This is a genomic window from Dehalogenimonas formicexedens (assembly GCF_001953175.1).
Taxonomy (GTDB): Bacteria; Chloroflexota; Dehalococcoidia; order Dehalococcoidales; family Dehalococcoidaceae; genus Dehalogenimonas; species Dehalogenimonas formicexedens.
In genome coordinates this window covers 246,503-256,630 of sequence record NZ_CP018258.1, presented here as the reverse complement: position 1 = coordinate 256,630, position 10,128 = coordinate 246,503, and the positions used below count along the sequence as shown (strand labels likewise).

At 58.1% G+C, this 10,128-nt stretch carries 20 protein-coding genes; all 20 read right to left on the bottom strand.

The features are described 5' to 3' along the window. Window positions 1–7: 7 nt before the first annotated feature. The 20 genes from Dform_RS01475 to Dform_RS01385 are packed head-to-tail and all read right to left on the bottom strand — an operon-like array spanning window position 8 to window position 10,116. Window positions 8–1,483: an ArdC-like ssDNA-binding domain-containing protein gene (locus Dform_RS01475; protein ID WP_076003449.1), complete on the bottom strand. Its 1,476-nt coding sequence runs from the start codon at window positions 1,481–1,483 to the stop codon at window positions 8–10. Next, on the bottom strand, window positions 1,483–1,788 hold the full coding sequence (locus Dform_RS01470) for a hypothetical protein (protein ID WP_076003448.1): 306 nt from the start codon (window positions 1,786–1,788) through the stop codon (window positions 1,483–1,485). The genes Dform_RS01475 and Dform_RS01470 overlap by 1 nt, the downstream gene beginning before the upstream one ends. Next, a complete protein-coding gene (locus Dform_RS11140) occupies window positions 1,766–2,089 on the bottom strand; it encodes a YkgJ family cysteine cluster protein (RefSeq protein WP_145925489.1) in 324 nt (107 codons plus the stop codon). The genes Dform_RS01470 and Dform_RS11140 overlap by 23 nt, the downstream gene beginning before the upstream one ends. Further along, window positions 2,086–2,388, bottom strand: a complete 303-nt coding sequence (locus Dform_RS01465) for a hypothetical protein (protein WP_145925488.1) — start codon at window positions 2,386–2,388, stop codon at window positions 2,086–2,088. The genes Dform_RS11140 and Dform_RS01465 overlap by 4 nt, the downstream gene beginning before the upstream one ends. After that, window positions 2,385–2,621 (bottom strand): hypothetical protein, encoded by a 237-nt coding sequence (locus Dform_RS01460; RefSeq protein WP_076003446.1) that lies wholly within the window; start codon window positions 2,619–2,621, stop codon window positions 2,385–2,387. The genes Dform_RS01465 and Dform_RS01460 overlap by 4 nt, the downstream gene beginning before the upstream one ends. Before the next feature lie 9 nt (window positions 2,622–2,630). Next, a complete protein-coding gene (locus Dform_RS01455; RefSeq protein WP_076003445.1) occupies window positions 2,631–3,023 on the bottom strand; it encodes a hypothetical protein in 393 nt (130 codons plus the stop codon). Next, entirely contained in the window at window positions 3,020–3,220 is a 201-nt protein-coding gene (locus tag Dform_RS01450) for a hypothetical protein (RefSeq protein WP_076003444.1), read from the bottom strand. The genes Dform_RS01455 and Dform_RS01450 overlap by 4 nt, the downstream gene beginning before the upstream one ends. 3 nt (window positions 3,221–3,223) lie before the next feature. Beyond that, window positions 3,224–3,904: a tyrosine-type recombinase/integrase gene (locus Dform_RS01445; protein ID WP_076003443.1), complete on the bottom strand. Its 681-nt coding sequence runs from the start codon at window positions 3,902–3,904 to the stop codon at window positions 3,224–3,226. A gap of 5 nt (window positions 3,905–3,909) precedes the next feature. Next, window positions 3,910–4,374 (bottom strand): hypothetical protein, encoded by a 465-nt coding sequence (locus Dform_RS01440; protein ID WP_076003442.1) that lies wholly within the window; start codon window positions 4,372–4,374, stop codon window positions 3,910–3,912. A 9-nt stretch (window positions 4,375–4,383) separates the two neighbouring features. Beyond that, complete coding sequence (locus Dform_RS01435; RefSeq protein ID WP_076003441.1) at window positions 4,384–4,986, bottom strand: hypothetical protein; 603 nt, start codon at window positions 4,984–4,986, stop codon at window positions 4,384–4,386. 9 nt (window positions 4,987–4,995) lie between these two features. After that, the gene (locus Dform_RS01430) at window positions 4,996–5,382 is read right to left on the bottom strand and encodes a hypothetical protein (RefSeq protein WP_076003440.1); all 387 of its coding nucleotides are present in this window, start codon (window positions 5,380–5,382) and stop codon (window positions 4,996–4,998) included. Beyond that, window positions 5,383–5,691: a hypothetical protein gene (locus tag Dform_RS01425; RefSeq protein ID WP_076003439.1), complete on the bottom strand. Its 309-nt coding sequence runs from the start codon at window positions 5,689–5,691 to the stop codon at window positions 5,383–5,385. Between the two features lie 5 nt (window positions 5,692–5,696). Further along, on the bottom strand, window positions 5,697–5,888 hold the full coding sequence (locus tag Dform_RS01420) for a hypothetical protein (RefSeq protein ID WP_076003438.1): 192 nt from the start codon (window positions 5,886–5,888) through the stop codon (window positions 5,697–5,699). Then, the gene (locus Dform_RS01415; protein ID WP_076003437.1) at window positions 5,889–7,145 is read right to left on the bottom strand and encodes a S8 family serine peptidase; all 1,257 of its coding nucleotides are present in this window, start codon (window positions 7,143–7,145) and stop codon (window positions 5,889–5,891) included. Window positions 7,146–7,154: 9 nt separating this feature from the next. After that, a complete protein-coding gene (locus Dform_RS01410; protein WP_225973706.1) occupies window positions 7,155–7,910 on the bottom strand; it encodes a hypothetical protein in 756 nt (251 codons plus the stop codon). Window positions 7,911–7,923: 13 nt separating this feature from the next. Beyond that, window positions 7,924–8,427, bottom strand: coding sequence for a hypothetical protein (locus Dform_RS01405; RefSeq protein ID WP_076003436.1), 504 nt, complete (start codon window positions 8,425–8,427; stop codon window positions 7,924–7,926). Further along, complete coding sequence (locus Dform_RS01400) at window positions 8,428–8,895, bottom strand: hypothetical protein (RefSeq protein WP_076003435.1); 468 nt, start codon at window positions 8,893–8,895, stop codon at window positions 8,428–8,430. It lies immediately after the preceding gene. Next, complete coding sequence (locus Dform_RS01395) at window positions 8,895–9,461, bottom strand: hypothetical protein (RefSeq protein ID WP_076003434.1); 567 nt, start codon at window positions 9,459–9,461, stop codon at window positions 8,895–8,897. The genes Dform_RS01400 and Dform_RS01395 overlap by 1 nt, the downstream gene beginning before the upstream one ends. Continuing rightward, window positions 9,458–9,619 (bottom strand): cytosine permease, encoded by a 162-nt coding sequence (locus tag Dform_RS01390; protein ID WP_076003433.1) that lies wholly within the window; start codon window positions 9,617–9,619, stop codon window positions 9,458–9,460. Before Dform_RS01390 ends, Dform_RS01395 begins: the two co-directional genes overlap by 4 nt. After that, window positions 9,616–10,116 (bottom strand): hypothetical protein, encoded by a 501-nt coding sequence (locus Dform_RS01385; RefSeq protein WP_076003432.1) that lies wholly within the window; start codon window positions 10,114–10,116, stop codon window positions 9,616–9,618. The genes Dform_RS01390 and Dform_RS01385 overlap by 4 nt, the downstream gene beginning before the upstream one ends. Between the last annotated feature and the right edge of the window lie 12 nt (window positions 10,117–10,128).

Below are 10,128 nucleotides of genomic sequence, written 5' to 3'. Positions count from 1 at the left end.
TATTGCTCTAAGCCGCTCCTACCGGCTGTTTCACCAGCGATTCGAGGCCTTCGATGATTCTGGTAGTCACCTGGCGAATCGAGGCCAGATTTCGCTCAAGGATCTTCTTATCCTGCGCCCAAAGGGCGACGTAGGGGAATGACCTGGTTCCGGTGTCGAAACCAAAGTGGGCGCCAACCGCGAAGGCAACGCTCTCGGCGATGGTTTCCGCGTCGCGCCTCGGAATATGGAAGACGCCTTCGGAGTAGTAATGAGCTACTTCGTGGATCAGCGTCTTCAGCTGCTGTGCCCGCGATTCCTCAGGCCGGACCCAGATTTCTTTGCCGGAAAAGAAGCCTTTGATGGCAGGATCCTGGTACGGACGGGAGTTGAAACCGACAATCACACCCTGAACTCTTACAAGATGAACGATGTCATCGAAAAGCCCCTCGTTGGCTTCGCCGGTGAGCACCGGCACTTCAAACTCGGGCAGCGGCTTGCCTTCGGTCTGGCTGACGTCGAAGACATAGACCACCTTGAAATAGATTGGCCGCAGCAGTTCGCGCTTCTCTTTGTCCTCGTCTTGTTTCTTCTCTTCCTCTTGATCAGCCGTCTCAGGGTTCAGGGCTGATTTCGGCGGCATGCATGGCGCCAAGATGGCGATACCCTTCGCACCTTTCAACACCCAGCGGCCGAGATCTTTCCAAGTATTGAAGCCGGCTACGCGGATAGCATCAGGATTCTGTGCTGCAATTAGGATGAGGTTGCCGATGGAGTAATCATGGAACTTCGACATGGTGAGCAGGAAGTTCCTAAAATGGCTGCTGTTCTGGATGCCATCAACGCCTTCTTTGAGTTTTTTAAGAACCTCATCGATGCGGCGCTCTTTAGCTTCCGGTTCAATTGAGAAGCTGTAATTCGGTACCGGCGCGCCGACCCAGCTCATCAGGTCGTAACTTCGGGGAGTGACGATCTCGCATTTGGCCGCCGAATTTGCCGCTACTGCGAGTGACTCAGGAGCGGGAAAATCGAAAAGCGAGTCAGCAAAGTGGTGGGACAGCGCAATCAGGAATGCTCCTGTCGCCAGTGATCCACCAAACAACCCGATGGTGCTCGTCAAATCCGGCGTGACCGGCGGAAGTTCTTCAAGAGGCAACCAGCTGACCGAGACCTCGTGACCAACTTCAATCCCGTCCAGTTCTCCAGCGTTAACCTCAATAAAATATCGAGCTTGAGATGTCGAAGTAACCAGATAGCCAGGCGAGACATTCCTATAGACCTCGGTGACCCTGAAGTCGCCTGAAAAAAAAGCGATATCCAAGGGGAAAAGCATCGGGACGGTGGTCACTTCGATGAACCGAGGGGATCCGAGGTCGAAAAGCATTCCGGTTCCCGCCACGAGCCCGGGCAAGCCGCCCAGGCCTTGCGTCAGCTCCCAAGGGGTGGCCGCCACGGCAGCGACCAGTTCCTTGTCTCTAATTGTTATTGTCACCTGGCCAGTCATTAGCGCCTCCCGGGAATCCGCTTGATGCCATTACGTTTGCTTTCGAGACCCATTTGCCGGTTCTCGAAATCGTTGGTGCCGATGTCCGATCCGCCAAACATGGCCAGGTCGAAATTACGGTGCCACCTGGCCGATGCCTTGAAGTCGGTCTTCTCCTCGAACTTCTCGCCGCGGCTCCTCTTAGGCCTCATACCAGGCGGCGCGATCGCCGACATGCCCTCGAGAAAAACCTCGCTAGTCGTGTCCTCGCGGTAATTGATCGGGGCGTTCACCCCGAACTCTTCATGGTTGGCGTAACGTCCCATGATTTCCTCCTTTTATTAATCTGAAGCCGCAACTTTCAGGTACGCAGCCGAGCTCAAAGTCCCTGAGTGTCGGAAAACGCCAGCAGCCCTCGGGACGGTCTCCCCAAATCCGGCAGGCTCTCTTTTCCAGGTCCAGGTGCGGGCACCAGCCTTTTCTTGGCGCCTCAGCCGCGCTGCCGTCGGGAAGCTCGTATATCCAGCAGATGCAGCACTGATAACACCGGTTGCAGCCTCCGGTAAGAAGCATCGGCTCTTCCAAGGCTTCAGGTTTCAGCCTGGCCATTTTCCACGCCATAGTCATGAATAAGCCTGGTAAGCCCAGGTCCTCTGCGCCCCGTCGATGGCTGAGGACGACCAATTGCTGATCCTGAGCCTGAGAATGCCGTTAGCCGGAGAGTAGACGGCGATGCAGCTTAACCCTGTTTCCAGGTCAGACTGGCACTGGGCAAAGACTGTGTGCCCGGGCGTTATCCCGGCTACACCGACATCGATGTTGAGAGTCGAGGCTTTGGCAATGCTCGGCGGGTTGACATCGACCGTTCCCTCAAGGACCGCACCGCCGCCTGAATCGCCGTCAAGGAGCATTTTCTTCCAGCTCACTGCGGCGTCCCGAAGCGGATTTCCCCCGGTTTCGGCTCGGCGGCAAAAATGCTCCGGTACCTTTCCTCAAGCAGTTCAAATCGGATCATCTCAAGAACGTACAACACCGTCTGGATCTCCGCCTTGTGCTCAGAGAGCAACTCGGCTACCGCATTGTGGAGGGTTTCCGCTTCTTTCAGTTTTTCGTCGCGGTAGGTCTTTTCGAACTGTTCCATCAGGTCCTTGGTTTTCATCTATCCCCCTTATGGCACCCAGATATATGGGTGCTTATCACCGGCTGTGGAGTTATAGTAGATCTGGCCCTCGACTTCAGTGCCGCTATTCGGGGCGGCCGCAGCCACGTGCACCACCGGTCCGATGAGCTGTTTCTGGTTGCAGTTGAGGTTTGCCAGGAGAGGCCCCAGGGGATGCCGGTGGTCGGCGCGCACGAACTTGTTGGCCGCGCCTATGGCCGCTGCCTGGCCGTCAACGGCCGCCAGGTCGCCCAGGAGGGCCTCCGGCACGTCATGCTTATGGTCTTGTCTCGATGCGCTGTCCGCCACGCCGGCTGAGGCGGCGGCGAAATCAGCATCCACCGGCACGGTGTCGGAGAGGACGGCGACCTCTCCCTCAAGCACGATTTTCTTCCAGGTCATGAATTTTCCTCCTCTGGTACATAAACCCAGTAATTCCCGGTAACAGGGTCAAGGTAGAGCCTGCCGGATAACGGCGTTTCCGCCCGGGACGCTGAAAAGGATTTCACTAGAGACGGCCAAATAGCGAAGACGCAGCCCGACACGATGATCGCCTTCATCATAAAAGACAGCATTTCATCTTCGAATTCTTCTTCCACACGCTAACTCCAGAGCTTCTGATACCATTCTTTCTGTTCCTCACCCGACACCTTGCGGTATTTCATGGTAGTGACAATGCTCCGATGACCCAGGTGCTCTTGTAGCAGCCTTAGCCCGTCGCCGGAATCGTCGGCCTTCACTGCATGGACGGCGAAGGCATCACGCAGCCGATGCGGGCTGACGTTGTGGGTCTTGCCGCTTTCGGCGTTCACCAGGCGCGGGATACCGGCGCGCTCGGCGCAGTCCTTCACGATCTGCCAGGCGCGGTTGCGCCTGAGGTCGAAAAGACATTTTTCACTGTGTCTCTCGACGGCGCCGCCGCGGCCGATGTACTCTTTGAGCATGCCCAATGTCACTTCATCGACCGGCAGGGTCCGATAGCGATGATGCTCCTTCTCCTGGGCGACAGCCTTCTCCACCTTGTCCCCGCACACCGGGCAAAACTTGTGCCCTTTGCCCAGCCTGGCGCCGCAGCCTGGACAAGATAGCTTGATACGCGACTTCAGGTGTTCGATGGTCACCGAGCCGCGGCGGAAGTCGATGTCCTTGACCCGGAGCGCCAGCGCCTCGGACACCCGGCAGCCGAGGTGGAAGAGCAGCCGGATGAGTAGCCGGTCTCGAAGGTATTCGGCCGCGCTTTCCAGCTTCGCTACCTCTTCGATCTCCAGGTACGCCTTGCCCACTATCCCTACTCCTCGCCCATTTGCTGGGTCATCGGCATGATCATTCCCATCATTAGAAGCATCATGAGCATCGGCATCATTCCGGAAAGCATATCGCCGCTTGAAGAATTGCCGGTGACGATGATGACGTTGTCCTGTTCCGCCACGGCATCAGTGTCCTCGATCCAAACCCTGAGGCCGTAAGTGCCGTCTTCGATGCCGCCGCTTGACTTGGGCACCAGTAAGAAATCGACCACGCCGGTACCTTCGGCCTTCGTCGAGCTGGCCGGTAGAGTTATCTCCGCCTGCCCGACGCAAGCGTTAACCAGGTGCTTGCCGAAAAGGTTGGTCGAGTAAGGACCAGCCAGTAATTTCACCGTCTTATTCACGCCGACAACGTACTTGAAGGACACTGTCACCCGTACGGCGTCCCCGGCATTGAAGTTGGTCGGCGCTAGCTCCATCGGCGCAAAGGCGATATCGAGTACCACTGGTTTCTCCTAGACCTTGGCGAAGTCCGAGATCTTGAATTCGGTGATGGTCGGCTGGATTCCAGCTACGAGGAGTGCGTTCTCGTAGCCGAAGATGTAGTTGGTAGTCGCCTGGCCGCCGATGGAAGGCGTGCCGCCGAAAATCTTCACGTAGATGTCGTCCCAGTTGGTGTCGACGTTCGACGGGATGGTGAACGTAAATGAATTGGTGACGTTGGGATAAGACGGCGGGGAAGTCACCTGCGGGAGGCTGAAGGTCGTCAGTTGCACCAGCTTTTCATCGAAACCGAACATTCCGTTCGTTCCGATACAGTAGTAGCCAGTGACGCCGGAGACCGCCGGGCCTGTGTACTTGAACGAAATGGAGACCATCAGCCGGTCGCCCGGGGCCACCGCCACCTGCTTCGGCGCCGGGTTCATGTAGCCGAGGGGGATATAGACGCCGCCGGCCGCGGTGAAGAATTTTCCGGCAACCGGATCGTAGAAGACGCGCTGGCCAGTGGCCGGGTCGACGTACCACCCCGGCATGACCGGGTCTTCGGCAAGGGCGACGGCGCCTTCTCCAAGGGCGGTAAAGGGTTTAAGTTCCATTTCGAGTTTCTTGAGAGCCATCGTAACCTCCTATACTTTAACGAAATCGGCGATGCGAAAGTCCGAAATACTGGGCGGTCCGGCCGAGGTGAGATCAACCGTCTTGATCATCTCGTCATCGGCATACCACTGGCCGTCGGCGCCGTACCAGAAGCTTTTGGCATGAATCGTCACCTTCTGGCCTGGCATGTAGAAGTAGCCGGAAAACGGCCAGGTGGCTTGGGAATCGACGTTAGCCCAGTCCACCGGGATAATGGCACTCGGCCAGGGCGGAACACCGTATTCAAGCGTCGCTTCGACCTTCATGCCGATCGGCGCCGAGTAGGTGTTTTTCACCCGAATGGTAAAATCCACCCGGCCTCCCGAGGCGGCCTCGGACGGCGCATCGATGGCGATGATGTCGGCGTACTGCGCCATTTAACTGTCCTCGATGTCCTCTTCGGGGCTCGATGATATGGGGAAGCTGCCATTGCCGAAATTCCCTGCCAGGCGGTTGCCAATAACGTCGACCCCGGCGCCGCCCAGGAAGGCGTAGAAAAGGACAGCGATATCGACTGGACCAGCAAGACTAGAGCCAAGACTGATTACCACTCCGGCAAGCGCAGACCGGACGATGGATCCGCCAAATTTGCGCAGGTCGAATGCCTCTCCGCTTTCCAGCCAGCCGAGCGCGGCGGCGACAATTCCCCCGAATAAGGCGGCAAGGGCGATATATAGTCTATCCACGGCCTTTAATCCTTTTTTCGGTTAATGCAGATGAACTTACCCCAGATAACGCCGCCCATGGCGATAAGGCAGATGCCGCTGGTGGTCACCACAAGCCCGAAATCAACACTACTTACCAGCTCGATGCCGATGCCGACTCCAGTGGCGCCGATGCCAACGAGCTCAATGACAATTGCCGCAATCATGCCCTTGTTCATTTACATCGCTCCCATTACCCCTGCCATCATCATCATGGCCGACATCATTTGAACCATCTCCGTGGTTTGAGCAACGGGCGAGGCGCTCTGCATCACCTGGCCCAGCATGGCGCCCATGGCCGGCAGCCCATATCCGTAGGCGTTGTCTTTAGAGAGTGGGACGTCCTGCGGCTTGGTTGAAAAGTAAGGGGCTACCTCTCGCGCCTGGGTCCAGCGGTATTGCCAGGCCTCACCGTAAGCCCTACGGCCGCTTTCCCAGAGGAGGCCAGTTAGGCCAGCCAGCATCGGCGCCGCAAAGCTCGTTCCCGATTTCACCAGAAAGTCTTCGTCGTTCTTGTCCGAGGCCATCTCGAGATTAGTGCCCCAGATGACGAAATCCGGCTTGGTTTCGCCCTGGACAGTAGGTCCCCGCGAGGATCTCTCCCAGACAAGGAGTTCGCCAAATGTCTCAACCGCCCCCACGGCGATGACTTCCGGCTCGCAAGCCGGCAGCATCACCGTGGTCATTTTCGGACCGGTGTTGCCCGCGGAGGCGATGATGTCCAAGCCATATTCTTGACTTGCCTTCCGGCAGGCGACCCGCACCGGGTTGTCGGGATCGCCGTCGTCCTCGCCGCCGAGGGAGAGGTTGATGACGTTGGGGTAGAGGTCGTCGGTCGGAAAAAATCCCGAGGTTCTCGCCTGCTCAGCCAGGTCGCAGACCCGGTCGATGCCTAGCACGATGGCCTCATCCGAGGCGATGCCTTCGTCGCCGATGACTTTGATGTTCATGATGGCGGCACCGGGCGAGACGCCGGAGTTTTCGCCCAGCGCGTGGTAGCCACCGGCAACGGTGAAGGCCACCTGAGTGCCGTGGCCGAAAACGTCGCCAGACGTCGGGGACTCGGTGAAGTTAGCCTCATAAACCACTTTGCCCTGGAGCGCCCGGTGGGTCTTTCTCACCCCGCTGTCCAGCACGGCTACGGTGAGGCCGGTGCCAGTTATCGGCGGGGTAAAATAGCTCCTGAGCAGGTAGAAGACATCCGAGATGCTCTCGACTGCCGGCGCCTGGGCGGCCATCTGGCTGGTACCATATTCTCTGAGCGGCCTGAGAGCCATGCCGGAGACAGCGGCCAATCTGTCGGCTTGAGCCTGGTCGAGTTCGCAGAAGACCTGGCCGATGACCTCGGCTTTTCTGATGTTCCCGGCGCCAGCCTTCTTCGCCTCAGCCTCGAGACGGTCGAGTGATAAACCCTTGGAAATCAGGGCGTAGCGCATTTCTCCTCCTTACGCCGGATAGGCGAGCTGGATGGTATAGGTCACCTTGAGCTGGCCGGTGCTAGGCACATCAACCGTGGATGCCAGGACGTCGCGGGAAAACATGATCGAGCCGGTTCCAGCCGAGCTGAATTTGACCCTGCCATACAGTCCGACCTCGTTGACACCGATCGAAGCGCCGGAGTTGTTGTTGATGAACCTGATGAGAGTATCGGTCAGAGTCTTGGTGGGTGCGTCATAGCTCATTGAGTGGAGGTCTGACTGGGCGTAATCCATCTGGCCGGCACCGGAGCCGTTGGCGATTGCGGCTCCCAATACGTAGCCATCGAACGATTCAGGAAAGTTATTGGTGCCGACGATGATGCCTTTATCCGTTGCGCCTGCTGTTGCAAGCAGTCCGCTGTCAGTTGACCGTGCATTTACGTTGACGCCCTCATTCCAGCCGGCGACCTGGTTCAAACCCCAGTTGGAGCCGTTGGGGTAGATGTTGCTGTTAGTCCATTTGAGGGATATGGCGCCGGCTTCAAATACATTGGTCCCGGTAAGGCCGTAGGCAGCCATCTGGGAGAACAAGAAGTTGTAGGCGTTCCGGTTCCAGGAATGGCTTCTCTGCCGGTGGGCATGAACGATATTTCCCTCCCCGTCCCGGACTTCCATCCCGAGGTAAGCCCTGAAGACCGGCATCTTGAGCCGGGTACCCAACTTCTCGAAGCGCCGGTACATGCTCTCCAGTTTCGGGTCTTCGATGTAGATCTCGTTTGTCACTTGAGTCTCCTTCCTAAACAATTTGCGCGGCCGCTCCGATTACCGGGACCGGTAATTCGAACGACAGCAATTCATCAGCACTCACGTCGAGCCCGACGCCGGTCATGATGGAAATATCCGGTGTCTGAATAGAACGGGCCGCCACGGCTGCATAAGCGCCGCCTGAATGGTCCTCGGCTGTTGCGATGCCCAGGAGCGGCCTCGGCATCTCAAGAAGCGGCAGGGCCGCTACCCGGTTGACGGCGCCGGTCATGTAGACTATGAGCTCCTGGATGTCGAGCCAGCCCGGCCTGCCGCCGCCCTGATTCAGGGCCTTAAGGACGTTGTAGCCGTTGCCATACTGCAGGGGCAGCCTCTCGAAGATGTTCTGACCGCGGTAGATGATGTCGCCCGGCTGCATCGAAGAGTCGATTCCGCCCAGGTTGCGGATAAGCCGCCCCTGCCAGTCCTTGTCGGCGTCGATCTCGATCTCGGAGAGCCTGGTCGCTCCTGATTTTGACCTTAAGAAAAGGCTCACCTACATCGCCTCCAGCATGAAGTCATAATCGACTGATCGGCCGTTATCGGCCGGGTCGCTACTCTGGACGGTGACCCTGAGCGGTCCGTGGATTGCCCAGGTGCCGTTGACCACCGGCAAGCCCGGCCCATCGGCGGCAGCGTCGAAAGACTGCTCGTAAACTTTCCGCTCGGCGCCGTTTATCTCCTTGTACAGCCTGATAGTGATCTGAGCCCCGGCAAGGTTTTGGATGCCAAGCGAGAGGTCGTGGAGCTTATGCCTCGCGCTCGGCGCTCCGACGACAATCAGGTTGCTCTCGGCGGTCTGCCAGTCGGCTATAGTGAATCCGACGTAAGGGATCTCACCAGCCAGCTTATCGGTCTGGCTCCTAATCGCCTCAAGCCTGGCCTCTAGGCTGGCGATGGCCGTCTCGATAGCTTTCAGGCTCAGCTTCGCCTTGTTTCCCTCGACGTAAAACTCGCCGGGCATCAGCTTCCCCTCCCGAGCGGCAACTGTTTTACGGGTTCCTTTGCCGCTGCAAGCCGCTTGCCCTCGTCTGTTTTAGGTTTCATTGCTGAGGCCACGATGCCCAGCATCAAAACCGGCAACATGAATCCCAGGAGCGAGGCCCAGTCGAAGCCCGAAGAACCGGTGTTTCCCGGCGCCCCGGGCCAAGCCGGTGGCAGCACCGAGCTTCCCGGCGCCACCAGTATAGTGGCCACGGAGTCGATGACCTCGCCGCTTTCTTTCTCGTGTAAAAGCAGCGCCAGTACCGCGTTGGTCTCAGGAAAACGCAAAGCGCCTTTGAGTTGGGCGACGTCCCCCGGCTCGACCTTAAACCAGGTGTAACCGAAGACCGGCAGAGCTTCTTCACTGATCTGGGTGTTTTCTCGTGACAGCCGGGCCATCAGGGCGTATTCCTGCTCCACGTCAGTGGGATTGGCCACATAAACGGAAAGACCCAGATCATAGCCTGGGGTGTAGTAAAGCCATGGCGGCAGATCCCAGAAGACATCGCCGAGGGCGTTACCCATGACCGATGAAGCCTGGCTCATAACGGGAACTCCACGTCTTCGCCTTTCAAGGCTTTTTTCACCGTGGACAGAGCCCAGGCGCCCAGGGCGATCATCATGGCGACACCGATGATGGCCGAAAACGCCGACTGCCAGAACATCGGCTGGTAGTTGTTGTATTCTGCGGGGTAGCCATTCATGTTTTAGCCTCGGGTAGTTTCTTGGGCTTTTTAGGCGCGGCCAGCGGCTTCATGACCTGCATCAGGATGTACATCACAAGCAGCATCATGCCCATGTTGATGAGGCTACTGATGAGGTTTTTCACATCTTCCGGGATCAACCACCAGATGACGGTGCCGACAAGAGGCGGCAGGGCGATGAAGCCGATGATGCCGGCAATGATCGGCAGCCAGGCGAATCCCTTCTGCCAAGCGAGATAGACGGCTGGCTTACTCGGATCGGCGTGAACGACGTAACTGTAGCCGGGCCAGTGCTCGACCCCGGAGTTGGTAAAAGCCGTCTCCAACTGCGCCAGCATCTCGGCCGAAGGAAATTCCTCAAAGTCGAGCCGGGCTAAGAAAAGAGCGCCTTCGTCTGAGCTCTCTTCGAGCGGGGCGAAGGCGCCCAGTCCTTCAATGCTACCGGTTTGTCCCAGGGGGATAGCCCGGTAGCCCGGCGGCACCATCGCATAGGGCATGGGAAGCCTCCC

Bases quoted from the DNA above. Each gene is read 5' to 3' on its own strand.
- Dform_RS01430 (WP_076003440.1), bottom strand. From the start codon at position 5,382: ATGGCGCAGTACGCCGACATCATCGCCATCGATGCGCCGTCCGAGGCC.
- Dform_RS01460 (WP_076003446.1), bottom strand. From the start codon at position 2,621: ATGAAAACCAAGGACCTGATGGAACAGTTCGAAAAGACCTACCGCGAC.
- Dform_RS01475 (WP_076003449.1), bottom strand. From the start codon at position 1,483: ATGACTGGCCAGGTGACAATAACAATTAGAGACAAGGAACTGGTCGCT.
- Dform_RS01420 (WP_076003438.1), bottom strand. From the start codon at position 5,888: ATGAACAAGGGCATGATTGCGGCAATTGTCATTGAGCTCGTTGGCATC.
- Dform_RS01455 (WP_076003445.1), bottom strand. From the start codon at position 3,023: ATGACCTGGAAGAAAATCGTGCTTGAGGGAGAGGTCGCCGTCCTCTCC.
- Dform_RS01435 (WP_076003441.1), bottom strand. From the start codon at position 4,986: ATGGCTCTCAAGAAACTCGAAATGGAACTTAAACCCTTTACCGCCCTT.
- Dform_RS01390 (WP_076003433.1), bottom strand. From the start codon at position 9,619: ATGAATGGCTACCCCGCAGAATACAACAACTACCAGCCGATGTTCTGG.
- Dform_RS01395 (WP_076003434.1), bottom strand. From the start codon at position 9,461: ATGAGCCAGGCTTCATCGGTCATGGGTAACGCCCTCGGCGATGTCTTC.
- Dform_RS01385 (WP_076003432.1), bottom strand. From the start codon at position 10,116: ATGCCCTATGCGATGGTGCCGCCGGGCTACCGGGCTATCCCCCTGGGA.
- Dform_RS01400 (WP_076003435.1), bottom strand. From the start codon at position 8,895: ATGCCCGGCGAGTTTTACGTCGAGGGAAACAAGGCGAAGCTGAGCCTG.
- Dform_RS01415 (WP_076003437.1), bottom strand. From the start codon at position 7,145: ATGCGCTACGCCCTGATTTCCAAGGGTTTATCACTCGACCGTCTCGAG.
- Dform_RS11140 (WP_145925489.1), bottom strand. From the start codon at position 2,089: ATGACTATGGCGTGGAAAATGGCCAGGCTGAAACCTGAAGCCTTGGAA.
- Dform_RS01470 (WP_076003448.1), bottom strand. From the start codon at position 1,788: ATGGGACGTTACGCCAACCATGAAGAGTTCGGGGTGAACGCCCCGATC.